Genomic DNA, 15745 nt, shown 5'->3' with positions numbered 1-15745 from the left:
CGTCGCCATCCTGGATGGGCTAGCCGCCTTGGGAAAAATATCGTCCGCAGTGTTCAACTTCTGATCCTGTGCTGAAGGCGATAGGGTGCCAGGTGAGCGAAAAGACCATCGGGATTTCAGATTGGAGTAATTTTGCGCGTACTAATTGGGGCCGGTGTTTTTTCAGCGACAGGCTCCCTCCCGTTTCAAATATTGCCTTTTCTGATTCTGTCTCTCGTGTCGGAAGGGCGCATTGATATCGTTTATGCCGGATGGGTGGGCTCTGCATATCTCATCGGGATGCTTTGCAGCACCCTGTTATTGCCTCTTTTCAGTGTGATCATCACGCTGGGACAGTTCAGCGTGCAAAAGAGCTATTCGACGCTTGCGTACTTCCTGCCGCAGCAGTATTCCGGCATCGTCCCGCCCGAAGAGCGCCGTCAGCGCCAGGCAACGCGCGCGGTGCTGCGAATGGTGCTTGGGCGTACCGGTGTCGCTGCTGCTGACGTTCGCATTGGCACGGGAGCCTATGGCAAGCCTTGTTTGGTGGATTGCCGTGCCATCGGCTTCAGTGTGCCGCATTCGGGCGGCTTGAGCCTGTTGGCATTTGCGCCCCGGCTTTTTTCGCACTGAAGGGCCGAATTCGTGAAACCCGCGTACCGCTGCTTTTGTTTTGCCGTCCCGTCCAAGCTTTTTCGCAAGCTCGCCGAGAAATCCGGGGAAGAGGAGCGCCAGCGGCTCAATGAGCACATCGAAAACAGCATGCGGCTGCGCACGCACCGCCATGTCTGCGCCAAGCAGGCGCCCGTTCCCCGCACGGTCCAATCCCCCCAGTCTTTCATGCCGGCGCAGGCTTATCGCCGCAGTATTTTTAATGCCGGCTTCGATACCGACCTGCCGGGCAAGCCGGTGCGCCATGAAGGAGACAAGCCGGTCAAGGATCGCAGCGTCAACCAGGTGTACGACAACACCGGCATTGCCCTGAATTTTTTCCACCAGATTTTCGGGCGGGATTCTCTCGACGACCGCAGCATGCGCGTGGAGTCGGCGGTGCATTTCGGCAAGAATTTCGCCAATGCCATGTGGACCGGCGAGCAGATGGTTTACGGCGACGGGGATGAGAACGTCGGAGGCTTCACCGAGGCATTGGACATCATTACCCACGAACTGGCCCATGGCGTTGTCCAGTACATGATCCCCGGCGGCTTGGGTGTGGTCAAGCTGGCGCGCAAAGACCGTGAGTTCGAGGAGCAGACGCACATGCTCCAGGGCCAAGCCGGCGCCCTCAACGAATCCTTCTCCGATGTCATGGGCAGCCTGGTCAAGCAGTGGCACCTGCGCCAGACGGCGGCCCAGGCCAAGTGGCTGCTCGGCGAGAACATGCTCGCGCCCCAGCACGGCAAGGCCATACGCTCGCTCAAAGACCCCGGTAACCGCAAGCTGACCTGGTACGACGACGACCAGTTCAAGACCATGGAGCAGTATGTCGACGGCGCCGACGTCCATGACAGCTCCGGCATCCCCAACCATGCGTTTTACCTGGCTGCAAAAAAAATAGGCGGCTTCTCCTGGGAGAAAGCCGGGCCGATCTGGTACGAAGCCTTCGCCAAGCTCAAGCCCAAGGCCAGCTTCCTGGATGCGGCGCGTGCGACGAGCCGCGTAGCCAGCGCGCGCTTCGGCAGTAAGTCAAAAGAGTACAGCGCCGTTGTCTCCGCCTGGCAGACCGTGAAAGTGCTCCCCTAGGCAACCCTCAGGCAAAGCTACTAATGCCTTGATTTGTTGCGGGGCTCGTGCAACGATTCGTCCTTGTGGTTTTCCCGTTGTGGAGAGGGACAAAAAGAAGATGTCGTTGCGCTGTGTTTCGTGCCTGACCGTGAACCCGGTGAGTAACCGGTTTTGCGGTAACTGTGGCGCCGCCTTTGGGCTCAGTGTGCAGGAGCCCGCCAGTGCCCTGCCCCCGCTGGTCTCGGAAATCCAGTGGGGTGCGCTCAAGCATGCCACCATCCTGTTTGCGGACGTTGTCAGCTCCACCGAGCATGTGGCCGGCCTGGACCCGGAGCAGGCCATGGAGCAATTGCGGCCCGCCGTGCAGCGCATGTGCAATGCGGTGGAGCGCTTCGGCGGCACCGTCGTGCGCACCCTCGGTGACGGCATCATGGCCCTGTTCGGCGTGCCCCGCGCGCTGGAAGGCCACGCCAGCCTGGCCTGCGAAGCCGCGCTGGCGATGCAGACGGCTTTCGAGGGCCCCGACTCGAGTCTGCGCATCCGGGTCGGCCTGCATTCGGGCCAGGTCGCACTGGACCCCGAGGCGGTCGATGCCACCCGGGGCGGCGGCGTGCACGGCCATTCAATTCACCTGGCCAGCCGCGTGGTGGCGCTCGCCGAGCCCGGCGGGATTTGCCTCACGGCCGACTGCCTGGCGTTGGTGCGCACGGCCTGCGACGTCCGGCCCATGGGCAAACATCCGCTCAGGGGGATCGCGGAGCCCGTCGAACTTCACGTCCTGCTGGGCATGAAGAACGATGTGCAGAACCACAGCTTTCATGAGGCGGCGCTGTCGCCTTTTCGCGGGCGTGCGCAAGAGCTCAGTGCGCTGCAGGATGCGCTGCGCCGCGCCGAGAATGGCGAAGGCTCGGTGATTGGCTTGTCGGGCGCGCCCGGCACGGGCAAGAGCCGGCTCTGCCATGAGTTTTCGCAGTGGTGCCATATCCGCTGCGTTCCGGTATCCGAGGTCAGGACCCAACTTTACGGCCATGCCACTCCCTTGCAGCCGGTCCTGCTCTTGCTGCGAAGCTGCTTTTTCCACATCACGCCGGAGCACGATGCGGCCCAGGCGCGGGAGTGCATTGTGCTGGGGCTGGCAAAGCTCGGGACGGTGATGTCGGACGACCTCGCATTGCTCAGCGAGTTCCTGGGCGTGGCCGACCCGAACAGCCAGCCGTGTTCGCTGAACGCCAAGGCACGGCGCGCCAGGCTGCTGGGCCTGCTGCATGAGCTCGTAAAACAGGCCGGGGCCAACACCTCCGTCATCATTTTTGAAGATCTTCATTGGCTGGACGATGCCAGTGCGGAGTTTCTTTCGGCGCTGGTCGCCGCCGTGGCTGGAACCAGGACATTGCTGCTGCTCAACTACCGGCCGGGTTACCAGGCCCCGTGGTGGACGATGCGCCACTTTCGGGCGATACAGCTGGCGGACCTGAGTTTGGCCGATACGGAGGAGTTGGTGCGCGAGCGGCTGAGCCACCATCCCGAGCTGCTCGATTTTTTCCCCCTCATCGTGGAGCGCTCGGCCGGCAATCCCTTCTTCGCCGAGGAGTTGATGCATTCGCTGGTCGAGAAAAGCGAATCCCTGGGCGTTTCGGGCCACCGGAAATCGGACATCGCCTCCCTGGTCCACGCTTTGCCTGCCACAGTGCAGGCGGTGATCGGGGAGCGCATAGACCGGCTTGTCGCCACCCAGAGGACGCTGTTGCATATCTGCGCCGTGATCGGCAAGGAGATTCCGCTGGCCGTGCTGCAGGAAGTGGCCGTGTACCTGGTGAGCCAACTCGAAACCGGGCTTGATGGCCTCTGTGAGGCTGAACTGCTGCAACTGCTGCGGGAGATCGCGGGCGGGCGCCGCTTCGCTTTCCGCCATCCGCTGATCCAGGAGGTGGCCTACAACACCCAGCTGCGGGCGCGGCGCGCCAACCTGCATGCCGCGGTGGCCATCGCCATGGAGGCGCACTACAGCGCGCAACCCGGCGAATTCGCCGCGCTGATCGCCTACCACTACGAAGCCGCCGGCCAACTCGTGAATGCGGCGCAGCATGAGGCTCGCGCCGCCAAATGGACGGGCTCGACCAACTCCGGCCAGGCGATCAAGCATTGGCGCAAGGTTTGGGCGCTGCTGGAGGGGCAGGCGCGATCACCCAGCATCGATATCCTCAGGGCCCTGGCGGGCGGACGCATCATGTACCTCGGTTGGCGTGAAGGCCTGGATCCGCAGGAGGTCCAGAAGATCAGCCACGAAGCGATCGACCTGGCCAGGCAGGCGGACACCCGCCTGGAGCAGTTGCTGCTGTTCGCGCAGGGACGCATCGTCCAGTCGGGCGGTGGGCCGGCCGATGACTATGTGCAATGCGTGCGCAACGCGCTGTCGCTGACGCCCCCGGGAAAGGATGTGGGGCGGGTTGCCATGCTCAACGTGGCGCTCAGCCAGGCCTACGGCTGGGCAGGTTTGCTGGAACAGGGCTTGGTCGCGAACGATGCCGCGCTGCTGGGGGTCGCCAATATCGACCAGTTCGACCGGGAGTTCATTGACTTCAGCATTGAGCAGTGGCTCTTCGGCATCCGCGCGCGACTGCTCATACGCATGGGCCGGCTGGAAGAAGCCAAGCAGTGCCTGCAGCAAATGGAGGCCGCCGATGGCGGGTTGAACGACCCGGTGATCGAACAGATCGCGCATTACCTGTATGTGGAGTTGGCCCTGTGTTTTCGCGACACGGCGCTCGCGCAGAAGCATTCGGCCAAGGTCTCCAAGATTGCGCAAGAACATAAAAGCCCTTACTCAAGGGCCTTCGCCCTGTGGTGCGGCGGCCTGGTGGAGGCCACCGCCGGTGACCTCGAGTCGGCGCAGCGAAGCTATTCCCAAGCCCTCGAGCTGATCATGGGCACCCGTGCCGCGGTGGAATTTGAAACCGAGATTCGCGTCAGCCTTGCCGAGCGCCATTACCAGGCCGGAGACCATGAGCAGGCGCTGGCGACCGCCAAGGAAGCGCTGGTGCTTTCGCAGCAACGCAGCAATCGCCTGACCGAATGCCGGGCGCTGATTGTCTGTGGTGGCGTCCTGGGCCAGAAGACCGATGCCGGTTCCTGGAGCGAGGCCTCCTCCTTGTTCAACCAGGCGGAGCAACTGATCGCCCTCACCGGCGCCCGGCTCTACGAGTCGGGCCTGGTGAGCGAACGGGGCCGCCTGGCGCAACTGATGGCGCGCTAGGTACCGCCGCCCGCCATGGGCCGCCGCGGCCGCCTCAACGGGGCGCCCGTACGAGCAGGGTGTATTCCTCCTGCAGCCCGTACGCCTGCAACAACTCGACCGTCGCGCCCAGGGCCTGTTCGCAGTGCCGCTGCCAGTGCTCCGGCGCTGCGCGGTAGAGTTCCGGCGGTCCTGCCTCGCCCCCCGCAAGCGGAGCCAGGAAATTAACCGCGAAGCCCACGCTGCTGTTTCTGCGCATGTCGGCCAGGGTCCGGGCAATGAAGGCTTCCCATAAAACCCGCGGCTGATCCAGCTTGACATTAAAGATGCCGCTGGCGACAGAATAATCCGCCAGCCGCGGGCTGGCGTTCGCGACGAGAAAGTTCGTCATTGGGCGCTTGCGCCACAAAAGGCGCGCCTGGGCCACCATGGTGGCGGACAGGTCCACACCGAGGTAGTCGATGCGTGCCGCGTGCTGGTGCTGTTTGGCCAGGAACGCCAGCAGCGCTCCGTAGCCGCAACCGATGTCATCCAGCGAAAAAGGCGCTTGCAGGCCGCACACGCGCAGGAGCTGCTCGAAACGCAGTTCCTGAGTGGGCAGGCAGGGCCAATCCACCCCTGCGGGGGTGGGGCCATGGATGTTGACCTTGTGCGAGTAGTAGCGGTCTATGCCCGCGTACAGCGCGGCAAGCGGATGGTCAGCGGACAGACGCCCGGTCATGGTGGGTGCCCGTCATTCCGTTCACTTCTTGGCGGCTGGTTTCTTGGCTGCCGGTTTTTTAGCGTCCGCTTTCTTGGCTGCGGACTGTTTGGCCGCGGAGATCGGCTGCATCGGAATCGAAATCGTCAGGTAATCCTGCTCCAGGTAATGGATAGGCTGGCTCTTGTCGATGATCTTGACTTCCGTGTTGGCCTTGTCGCCGCGCATGTCGTGGGAGGTGAAGAAAACCGGCAGCGGCGTTTTGGACGCCAGGTTCTTGATGAGTGCGTCCACGATGGCGGCGTCGCCGTCCAGTCCCTTTTTGTTGGAACCGTGCCGGTACAGATTGCCCAGCAGGTTCTGCCAGAGGTTTTTGACCTCATTGTTGCGGGCGCCCAGGTTGAGGGCGGCGCAGCTCATCTTGAACGAACGGCCCTTTTTAAAGAGCTTGAACTCTTTTTGCAGGGCGGCCATTTCGAGGATGCCGCCGAAATGCGATTCTTTGCCCTGCGAGGGTGCAAAGCGCAAATTCAATTCATCCAGCATCGTTCCGATGTAGATGTCGTGTTCTTTCATGAAAAGGCCCATAAGTTTCTCCTGCTGTTTCGGTTGATGGAATGAATGCGGTACTTTTGTAACTCTGCCATGGGCGCTGAACGCCTCTCGTCAGGAACTTTGTTTCCCCGGAAATCGGCCCATTTCGCAGATTAAGGAAAAGCTCCTCTTTTTGATGGATATCGTAAGCGAAGTAACAAACCATTACGCCCTCTTTTTGGAGGAGGAGTTACCCGCTAGGCAAAAGGATTAAACCCGATCTGGCGCGCACTGCTGCCTGAGCGCCGAATTGGGGGCATCCTCGCGCCGGTCGTTACCGGTTCCCTGCGTAATTCATCCTTCGCTGGCCATGCGCATTGCTCACGTTTGGGCGTGCCAGGGCGGCGTGTGTGAAAAAAACCGGGCTAATAAGCAGCGTTGCCGCGCGACTTTCGGGGCAGTTGCCGACAAAATAAGCGTTTGGCCCCCCAGCAACACAACAGCGAGAGTTTGGTATGCCTTTGATCGTGGTGATTGATGATGACGCAGGCACACGCATGCTGGTCACCCAGGTGCTCAAGAAAGAGGGCCACGAGGTCATGGAGGCCGATGACGGCGCCAAGGGCCTGGAGCTGATCCGGGAATTCAGGCCGGACGTGGTGGTGAGCGACATCCAGATGCCCGAGATGGACGGCTTTGAAGTACTCGACAGGGTGCGCAACGACGACGCCCTGGCCACCATCGCCGTGATCCTGCTGACCTCGCTGCAGGACCGCACCCACATGCGCCAGGGCATGACCACCGGCGCCGACGACTACCTGACCAAGCCCTTCGCCCCGCAGGAGCTGCGTGAGGCTGTCAACGCGCAGCTCAACAAGCTCACCCGCGCGGAAGCCATGCGCGCCCAGGTGGTGGACAAGGCCGTGCAGCTGGCGCTGGTGGAGCAGGGCCAGAAAATCAGCGACCTTTATGAGCAGCGCATGGCGCAGTCGCTGAGCCAGCAGTGGCCTGAAACCGGCGCGGTGCAGGACAACGACAAATTCGCCAGCGCGACGGTGCTGTTCGCCGACATGCGCGACTACGGCCTGTGGACGCAGTGCCTGTCCGGCCCCGAACTCAGCGACGTCGTCAAGCGGCTGTACAGCAGCGTCGGCGACACCGTCTACCTGTTCGGCGCGCATTACATGCAGTTCGTCGGCGACGGCATGCTCTGCGTGTTTGTCGACGCCGCCGACACCCATTCCGTCAACCACGGCCTGCGCGCGATGCGCGCGGCACTGGGGCTGGCCGACGCCACCAAACGCATAGACACCTATGTGCGCCAGCGCTTTCCGGAGCGCGGCTTGCCGAACTTCGCCCTGGGCGTGGCTCTGCACAGCGGCCCCGTCGCCTTTGCGCGCCTGGACGGCCTGATAGGCCGCTCCGGCCAGACCACGCCCATCGGCGACACGGTAGCCGCGACGCTCAGGCTGTTCCAGGGCAACCCTCCGCTGGACTGGACCATCGCCGCCAGCGTCCAGGCCACGCGGCTGGTGACCGGCGCGGTGCGCACCGGCCGCCGCGCGCTGGTGCAGATCGCCGGGCGCGCCAAGCCGCTGGATACCGTGGAAATCGTGGGGCTGGCATGACGGCACCCCAGGTGGCCGCTGCGGCGGCGGGCGGCCCGCGCGGGCGCAGCTGGTCGCTGCGCGCGGTGCTGGTCACCAGCCTGCTGCTGTTTTCCATCGTGCCGGCCGCCACCGTGGGGTGGGTCTTGTACCGCAGCAACCTGCAGAGCGTGCAGACTCTGGCCGAAAAAACCGTCGATGGCGTGGCCCAGCGGGTGCAGATCAGCACCCAGGAGCACCTGGCGCAGGCGCACGTCGTGCTCAACGGCCTGGTTCAGGAGCAGCCCGGCGAGGCCGGTGTAGCGCGCGCGCGCCAGCTGATCCAGAACCCGACGCTGTTCGAGCAGACCGCCTTTGCCATGACCCGCATGAGCCCTCGCGTGCCCCAGATGGTGCTGGCGACGCACCGCGGCGAATACCTGGGTGTGGAGGCGCTGTCGCAAAACGGCAATGGCGCAACGCAGGTCGCGGTGCGCAAGGAGGGCGGGCAGGGCCGCAGCTATTTCTCGGCCGAATACCCGGGCGACCGCCGGCAGAAGGTCTCGGCCGACAGCGGAAACTACGAGCCCCGCACCCGGCTCTGGTACCAGGCCGCGATGGAGAACAAGGGCCGCAGCTTCACCGCCGTATCCCCCTCCACCGTGCACAACCAGTTGTTGATCACGCTGGCGCAACCGGTGTACGGTGCGGACGGCGGCTCGCTGGGCGTGTTCGCGGTGGACCTGCACCTGGCGCAGCTCAAGGAACTGCTGCAGACCATGGTCTTCAGCGCCCACGGCACCGCCTTCCTGCTCGACGAGCGCGGGCTGTTGGTCGCCAACTCGACGATAGACCCCCTGTTCACCAGCGCCGGCGGCAAGCTGGAGCGCAGCAAGCCGCTGGACAGCCGCAACCCGGTCATCCGCGGCGCCTACAACGAGGTGGCCTCCAGCCTGGGCCAGACCCTGCCCGACAGCGTGCAGCGCATCGCCTTCCTCCACCGTGTGCCCATGGGGGATGACACCCTGATCGTGGTGCTCAAGCCTTTCGGCGAGAGCCTGGGGCTGCGCTGGAGCCTGGTGGTGGCCGCTCCCGAGAGCGACTTCGCCGCCGCCAGCCAGGCGGCCCTGCGCAACACTCTGGGCGTGATGGTTCTTGCGCTGGTGCTGGGCGCGCTGCTGGCCACCTGGCTGGCCTACCGCCTGAGCCGGCGCTTCCGGGCCTTGAGCGTCGCCGCCGGACAGCTGGCGCGCGCCGAAGTGCCGCAGGTGCAGCAGAACGCCCGCATCACCGAGGTGCGGCAGCTTTCGCAAGCCATGCACGACAGCGCCGAGGAAATCCTGCGCAACCGCGCCGCCATCGACGCGCAGAACATCGCCCTGCAGGACGCCAACGAGACGCTGGAGGCGCGGGTCGCCAGCCGAACTGCCGAACTGGCGGCTTCCCGCGAAGAGGCGCTGGCCGCAGCGCGCGCCAAGGCCGCCTTCCTGGCCACCATGAGCCACGAGATCCGCACGCCGCTCAACGGCGTGGTGGGCATGACCACCCTGCTGGCCGACACGCCGCTGGACCCGGAGCAGCGCGACTACCTGCACACCATGCGCGTTTCCAGCGACCAACTGCTGGGCGTGATCAACGACATCCTGGATTTCTCCAAGATCGAGTCCGGCAAGCTGGACCTGGAAAACGAGCCGCTGAACCTGCTGGCCACCATCGAGGAGGCCTGCGACATCGGCGCGCCGCGCGCCCGCGAAAAAGGCCTGGAGCTGCTGGTCGACATGGGCGACGAGCTGCCCATCTGGGTGCGCGGCGACGTCACGCGCCTGCGCCAGGTGCTGCTGAACTTCGTCAACAACGCCGTCAAATTCACCGAGCACGGCCAGGTCATCGTCTCGGCCCATGTGCTGGAAGACGCCACGCCCGAACGCGGCGGACTGATTGAATTCCGCGTCAAGGATTCCGGCATCGGCATCCCGCTGGACCGCCAATCAGCGCTGTTCCAGTCCTTCACCCAGGTCGACACCAGCACCACCCGCAAATACGGCGGCACCGGCCTGGGGCTGGCCATCTGCAAGCGCCTGGCCGGGCTGATGGGCGGCGGCGTCGGGCTGGAGTCTGCGCCGGGCCAGGGCTCCACCTTCTGGTTCACCGCGCGGCTCGGTTACGCCGACGCGCCGGAGATCGCCAAGCTGTCTTCGCTGCACATGGTCAGCCTGGCCGGCAAGCGTGTGCTGGTGGTCGACGACACCCCCGTCAACCTGCGCATCCTCGACAAGCAGCTCAGGCGCTGGGGCATGGAGCCCGCGCTGTTCGAGCGTGCCGCCGAAGCGCTGGACTGGCTGCGGGGCCAGCCGCCCGTCGACGTGGTGGTGACCGACATGCACATGCCCGAGATGGACGGCCAGACCTTTGCCCAGACCCTGCGCGAACGGTATCCAGGCAGCCGCATCGTGCTGCTGACCTCGGGCACCATGCCCACCGGCGAGCAGGCCAAGGTGTTCGACGCGCGCCTGCTCAAGCCCTACCGGCAGTCGCAGCTCTTCGAGGCCATCGCCCGCGTCACCTCGGCGCCGGAAGCCGTCAAGGCCGTGGCCGAAACTGGCAAGCCCGAATCGCGCAACCAGTTCATCCTGGTGGCCGACGACAACGCGGTGAACCTCAAGGTGGCGCTGGCCATGCTGGCCAAGCTGGGCTACGAGGCCGCCACCGCCCTCAATGGGCGGGAGGCGGCGGACCGCGTGGCCGCCTCGCTGCGCCCCGAAGGCGGCGTGAGCAGCCGCGACGGCCCCCGGGCCTATGCCGCCGTTCTCATGGACGCCAACATGCCGGTGATGGACGGTTTTGCCGCTTCGCGCGAGATCATCGCCGCGCATGGCGCCGCCGCGCCGCCCATCATCGCGCTGACGGCTTCGGTGCTGGAGGAAGACCGCCAGCGCTGCCTGGCGGCCGGCATGGTGGGCTTTCTGCCCAAGCCGCTGCGCATCGACGAATTGTCGGAGGCGCTGGCCCGTTACGCCCGCAAGCCCGAAGACGCAGGTGCCGCGAAAATCATGGCGGCCGAAGCGGCACCGGTCGAGGGCAACTCGCCGGGGGCTGAGGTGCCGTCTTCCGTGGTCTTGATGGACTGGAGCCGCCTGGAGCAGTTCAAGGAATTCGACGACGAGGAGCGCAGCATGACGCGCGAGGTGATCGCGCTGTTCGCCAGCGACGCGCCGAACCGCATGGACGACATCCGCGAGGCGCTGGCCGCTTCGGACAGCGCCGAGCTTTCGCGCGCGGCGCATGCCCTCAAGGGCTCGGCATCCAACGTGGGGGCCGAGGCGCTCAGCGATGCCTGTTTTGTGCTGGAGCAGTCCTGCCTGCAGGGCCAGTGGCCGGCCGATGCGGGACAGCAGGTGGCGCGTTTGTGCGAGCTGGCCGAGCAGACCCGGCACGCGCTCAACGGCTGGATGGCCAGCCCTGCTTAGGCCGCAGTGGGGCCCTGGGCCAGGGCCCGGTAGAAGGGCGTGAAGTCCGGCTCCGTCAGGCGCAGCAGCGCGTCAAAGCTGTCGATCACAAAATACTGCTGCTGGAAAGTGTCTATCTTGTAGGTCGACGACATGCAGCGCAGCAGGTCGGCGTTGTCCCGCAGCGGGATACGTTGGGGCTCGGGAGACTCCACGCTCCAGGCCAGCTCGCCGGGGCTGCTCAGGATGCCGGCGCCATAGGCGCTGACGCCATTGCCGCCTTTTTTGTCGCGCATCAGCCCGAACTCGATGGTGTACCAGTAGAGGCGCGAGAGCATCTCGACCGCGCCGGGAATCGGCTCCGTCCCGTGTGTGCCGTGTTCCAGCGCATGCGCCTTTAGCGCGCCCTTGCCGTAGGCCTGGATGTGGTCGGCATAGCTTGGGTCGAACAGCAGCGGCACGTGGCCGAACAGGTCGTGGAAGATGTCGGGTTCGACGATGTAGTCGAATTCGGCCGGTGTGCGTATCCAGTCCGTCACCGGAAACTTGCGGTTCGCCAGCAGCGTGAAAAACGGCACCTCGGGGATCAGCCCCGGCACGCCCACCAGCTGCCAGCCGGTGGCATTGAAGAGGCGCGCGTTAATGTCCTCAAAGCGCGGGATTGCGTCGCTCGCGCCCAGGCTGGGCAGGGCTTCGATAAAGGCGCTGCAGGCCCGTCCCGGCAGCAGGGCCGACTGGCGCGTGTAGAGGCGGCGGTAGGTCTCGTGGTCCTCCGCGGTATAGGCCGCGTAGTTTTGCGGGCAGGTGTAGTCCGCGTTGACCTGGCCGCCGCGCGCGTAATCGCCGCGCGGCGGGCGGTCGGACTGGCCGTACACCGCCGGCGGCGGGGTGCCGCCGCTGTTCTTGCTGTCGGCTACTTCAGCCATTGGCTCTCCACACGCTGGTATTCGCCGCTGGCGCGCGCCAGGTGCAGCCACTGGTCGACGTAGGCCTTGAAGGGCACGTCGCCGCGCGGCAGCAGGTAGGCCATTTCGCCGTACTGCAGCGGTTTGTCGGGGTTGATGGCGCACAGGCCCGGCTTGAGCCTTTGCTGGGTGATGGCCTCGGCCGATTCGGTGACGAACACGTCTGCGCGGTTGGCCAGGATTTCGTCAAAAATCGTCAGGTTCTCGGGGTTCAGCCGCATCTGCGCCTGCTTGAAGTTGGCACGGGCAAAACGCTCGTTGCTGCCGCCCGGATTGAAGATCACGCGCGTCGCCGGCTTGTCGATGTCGGCCACCGTCTGGTACTTGGCCACGTCGGCGCAGCGAGCGATCGGCGTCTTGCCGTTCACCATATAGGGCGCGCTGAAGAAGGCCTTCTTCTGCCGCTCGGTGGTCACCGAGATGCCGCCCACAGCGATGTCGCATTTCCCGGCCGTCATGTCCGGCATCAGGTTGGACCAGCTGGTCTTGATGTATTCAGGCTTCACGCCCAGGCTGGCGGTGAACGAGGTCATCAGGTCGACGTCTATGCCTTCGAACGTGCCGTCCGGCTTGTGGAAGCTGAAGGGCTTGTAGTCGCCCGGCGTGCAGATGCGCAGCACGCCGGCTTTTTGCACGGCATCCAGGCTGGACGCCGGCATCATGCTGACGACCGTCTGGGCCGAGGCGCCGGCGCAGGCCAGCAGGGCGGCTGTGGCGAGGCCGAGTACGGCCAGCGGGCGATGCGATTTCAGGCGAAGGGACATGGAAATCTCCGTGAGGGGGTGGGTCAAAAGGAGCTTTATTGTGCGCCCGCTTTTTCGCCTGTCTTGCCGTCCGCCAGAACCCCGCGGCGCATCTGGTCCAGTTCGATGCTCTCGAACAGCGCCTTGAAGTTGCCTTCGCCGAAACCATCGTCGCCCTTGCGCTGGATGAACTCGAAGAAGATGGGGCCCAGCTGGTTTTCGCTGAAGATCTGCAGCAGCAGCGCGCCCTTTTTGCCGTCCACCAGGATTTTGCGTTTCTTCAGGTCCGCCACGCTTTCGCCGTGGCCCGGAATGCGCTTGTCGACCAGCTCGTAGTAGGTGTCTATGGTGTCCAGCAGCTTTACGCCGCTGGCGCGCAGCGCGTCCACCGTGGTGAACAGGTCGTTGCTGCCCATGGCGATGTGCTGTATGCCCTCGCCCTGGTAGCGGTCCAGGTACTCCTGGATCTGCCCGGCCTTCTCGTTGCCCTCTTCATTGATCGGAATGCGGATCTTGCCGCAGGGGCTGGTCATGGCTTTGCTCTTCACGCCGGTGACCTGGCCTTCGATGTCGAAATAGCGGATCTCCCGGAAATTGAAAAGGCGCTCGTAGAAGCCGGCCCACTCGTCCATGCGGCCGCGGTGCACGTTGTGCGTCAGGTGGTCGATGTAGGTCAGGCCATGGCCGGCGGGATTGAGCGCATCGCCCGCGATGCCGGGCAGCGGCTCGAAATCCACGTCATAAAAACCGATGTTGCCGATGTCGCCGGGCTGCGCGCCGTTCTTGCCGCGCCATTTGTCGATGAAATAAATGATGGAGTCGCCTATGCCCTTGATGGCCGGGATGTTGAGCTCGCCGGGTCCCGCCGTGTGGGCGTAACCCCAGGCGCCCAGCGCGATGGCGCGCTCGTAGGCGAACTTGGCGTCCTTCACGCGAAAGGCAATGGCGCAGACGCTGGGGCCGTGCTGGCGCGCGAAACGCTGCGCGAACGAATCGGGCTCGGCGTTCAGGATGAAATTGATGCCGCCCTGGCGGTACAGCGTCACGTTCTTGTGGCGGTGCTTGGCAATCGGCTTGAAGCCCATGCGCACGAAGAGCGCCGCCATGGCGGCCGGGTCGGGGGCGGCGTACTCGATGAACTCGAAGCCGTCGGTGCCCATGGGGTTGTCCCAGGCCGCGCCTTGTTCAAAGTTCAGGGTGGCGTCGGTGCGTGCGTTCATGCGTGTCTCCAAAATTGTGGGGCTATGCATTGGACTTTAGCGGCGTCCGCCATCAGTTTTACTGCGAAAGAGGGCGTTCAAATTGCCTTTGACGCAGTAAACCTGCAAAATAAGCGGCATGGAAACACTCGACAAGCTCGATCGCCAGATCTTGCGCAAACTTCAGGATGACGGCCGCGCCACTTATGACCAGTTGGCCGAACAGGTGGGCCTCTCGCCCAGCGCGGTGCTCAGGCGCGTCAAACGGCTGGAAGAAAACGGCGTCATAGACCGCTATGTGGCGCTGGTCAAACCCGAGGCCGTGGGCCTGGGCCTGACGGCCTACCTCAACGTGCGCCTCGAAAAGCACACCGAAAGCCACAAGCGCAACCCCATGGACCTGTTCCGCGCCAGCGTGCAGACCTGGCCCGAGGTCGCCGAATGCGCCGCGCTGACCGGCGAGATGGACTATTTGCTGCGCGTGCTGGTCGAGGACATGGCCCACTACAGCCGCTTCATCATGGACACCCTGCTCAAGCACCCCAGCGTGCAGGACTGCAAAACCAGCTTTGTGCTGGACCGGGTCAAGGCGACCACGGCCGTGCCTTTGTGAGGGTGTGAGGCGAGTCAGGCCTGCGTCAACAAGCAGGTAGCCAATGGCCGTGTGCTGGATTTGGCAGGATCGCGGTTTGGATTGTGTTGTTGCACTGCAACATTTTCATCCTCCATGCCAATTGGCTATGATTTTTATAGCTAGCCAGGACCTGTTTTTGCGGAAAAGCGGCAATTCGGGGCGATTTTGGCAGTCCTCCCTATTGAAGGCCCCGGAGAAGCCCTTAGACTGGGAATTCTAGGGAAAACCCTTATATTGAAGCCATGGTCTCACCCAGCACACTGTTAAAAGCATCCTACAACGCGAGCAAGGAATTCTTCCGCCCGCCTGTAGCCGAGACGCGCACACCGCCGCAGCCTGCCGCCCCGCGCGTCCAGCCCGTCATGGTTCCCATCCGCTCCATAGGCCCCAGCCACGGGGAACGCATCGCCGCCCACCTGCTGGCCCTGGATGAACACGACCGTTACCTGCGCTTCGGCTACTCGGCCAATGACGAGCAAATCCGCCGCTATGTCGACGGCCTCAACTTCGACCGCGACGAGATCTTCGGCATCTACAACCGCAAGCTGCAGCTGATCGCCATGGCCCACCTGGCGCATTCGACCGACCCGAATCTCAAGAGCTGCGCCGAGTTCGGCGTCTCGGTGCTGGCCCAGGCCCGCGGCCGGGGCTACGGCTCGCGCCTCTTTGACCGCGCCGTCATGCACGCCCGCAACGACGGCGTCGACATGATGTTCATCCACGCGCTCAGCGAAAACACCGCCATGCTCAACATCGCCCGCAAGGCCGGCGCCACCATCGTGCGCGACGGCTCCGAAAGCGAGGCCTACCTCAAGCTGCCGCCGGCCGACCTGGATTCACGCATGACCGAAATGGTCGAAGAGCAGATCGCCCAGACCGACTACCGCCTCAAGGTCCAGGCCAAGCAGTTCTGGGATTTGCTGGGCGCGATCCAGGAGGTGCGGCAGGGCGTCCGGGATGGGCGGGATCGGATGCCGATGTAGTTGCCCTGGCTTCCGGCCG

The 15745-nt window shown here is 64.4% G+C and carries 12 protein-coding genes; 7 read left to right on the top strand and 5 right to left on the bottom strand.

Annotation, left to right across the window (positions count from 1 at the left end; all coding sequences use genetic code 11):
- The first annotated feature begins 132 nt into the window (after positions 1 to 132).
- The 3 genes from ACSQ27_RS19180 to ACSQ27_RS19170 all read left to right on the top strand — a co-directional run bounded on the left by ACSQ27_RS19180 (position 133) and on the right by ACSQ27_RS19170 (position 4957).
- Positions 133 to 612, top strand: a complete 480-nt coding sequence (locus ACSQ27_RS19180) for a 4'-phosphopantetheinyl transferase family protein (RefSeq protein ID WP_436157078.1) — start codon at positions 133 to 135, stop codon at positions 610 to 612.
- A gap of 12 nt (positions 613 to 624) precedes the next feature.
- The gene (locus tag ACSQ27_RS19175; RefSeq protein ID WP_436157077.1) at positions 625 to 1722 is read left to right on the top strand and encodes a M4 family metallopeptidase; all 1098 of its coding nucleotides are present in this window, start codon (positions 625 to 627) and stop codon (positions 1720 to 1722) included.
- 187 nt (positions 1723 to 1909) lie between these two features.
- Entirely contained in the window at positions 1910 to 4957 is a 3048-nt protein-coding gene (locus tag ACSQ27_RS19170; protein WP_436157076.1) for an ATP-binding protein, read from the top strand.
- A gap of 34 nt (positions 4958 to 4991) precedes the next feature.
- Here ACSQ27_RS19170 and ACSQ27_RS19165 read toward each other — a convergent pair whose 3' ends face one another.
- Together ACSQ27_RS19165 and ACSQ27_RS19160 are read right to left on the bottom strand one after the other, a co-directional pair.
- The gene (locus tag ACSQ27_RS19165; protein ID WP_436157075.1) at positions 4992 to 5657 is read right to left on the bottom strand and encodes a class I SAM-dependent methyltransferase; all 666 of its coding nucleotides are present in this window, start codon (positions 5655 to 5657) and stop codon (positions 4992 to 4994) included.
- 21 nt (positions 5658 to 5678) lie between these two features.
- Positions 5679 to 6212 (bottom strand): hypothetical protein, encoded by a 534-nt coding sequence (locus tag ACSQ27_RS19160; RefSeq protein ID WP_436157074.1) that lies wholly within the window; start codon positions 6210 to 6212, stop codon positions 5679 to 5681.
- Between the two features lie 473 nt (positions 6213 to 6685).
- Here ACSQ27_RS19160 and ACSQ27_RS19155 point away from each other — a divergent pair, with 473 nt between their 5' ends.
- A complete protein-coding gene (locus tag ACSQ27_RS19155; protein ID WP_436157073.1) occupies positions 6686 to 7798 on the top strand; it encodes a response regulator in 1113 nt (370 codons plus the stop codon).
- Positions 7795 to 11223, top strand: coding sequence for a response regulator (locus ACSQ27_RS19150; RefSeq protein WP_436157072.1), 3429 nt, complete (start codon positions 7795 to 7797; stop codon positions 11221 to 11223). The genes ACSQ27_RS19155 and ACSQ27_RS19150 overlap by 4 nt, the downstream gene beginning before the upstream one ends.
- Here the strand turns inward: ACSQ27_RS19150 and phhA are convergent.
- From phhA to hppD, 3 genes are read right to left on the bottom strand one after another with little or no spacing between them, the layout of a single operon-like run.
- Positions 11220 to 12128 carry a phenylalanine 4-monooxygenase gene (gene phhA / locus ACSQ27_RS19145; protein WP_436157071.1) on the bottom strand — a complete coding sequence of 303 codons (909 nt, stop codon included), beginning with the start codon at positions 12126 to 12128 and terminating at the stop codon, positions 11220 to 11222. The genes ACSQ27_RS19150 and phhA overlap by 4 nt on opposite strands.
- On the bottom strand, positions 12116 to 12931 hold the full coding sequence (locus tag ACSQ27_RS19140) for a transporter substrate-binding domain-containing protein (RefSeq protein ID WP_436157070.1): 816 nt from the start codon (positions 12929 to 12931) through the stop codon (positions 12116 to 12118). Before ACSQ27_RS19140 ends, phhA begins: the two co-directional genes overlap by 13 nt.
- A gap of 35 nt (positions 12932 to 12966) precedes the next feature.
- Positions 12967 to 14130 carry a 4-hydroxyphenylpyruvate dioxygenase gene (gene hppD, locus ACSQ27_RS19135; RefSeq protein ID WP_436157069.1) on the bottom strand — a complete coding sequence of 388 codons (1164 nt, stop codon included), beginning with the start codon at positions 14128 to 14130 and terminating at the stop codon, positions 12967 to 12969.
- 118 nt (positions 14131 to 14248) lie between these two features.
- Here hppD and ACSQ27_RS19130 point away from each other — a divergent pair, with 118 nt between their 5' ends.
- Positions 14249 to 14722, top strand: coding sequence for an Lrp/AsnC family transcriptional regulator (locus tag ACSQ27_RS19130; protein WP_436157068.1), 474 nt, complete (start codon positions 14249 to 14251; stop codon positions 14720 to 14722).
- Between the two features lie 263 nt (positions 14723 to 14985).
- Positions 14986 to 15726, top strand: coding sequence for an N-acetyltransferase family protein (locus ACSQ27_RS19125; RefSeq protein WP_436157067.1), 741 nt, complete (start codon positions 14986 to 14988; stop codon positions 15724 to 15726).
- The last annotated feature ends 19 nt before the right edge of the window (positions 15727 to 15745 follow it).

Origin of the sequence: Polaromonas sp. LjRoot131 (assembly GCF_964252805.1) — a bacterium.
Taxonomy (GTDB): domain Bacteria; phylum Pseudomonadota; class Gammaproteobacteria; order Burkholderiales; family Burkholderiaceae_C; genus Polaromonas.
The sequence above is the reverse complement of the archived record's forward strand: the minus strand, read 5'-3'. Positions and strand labels throughout refer to the sequence as shown.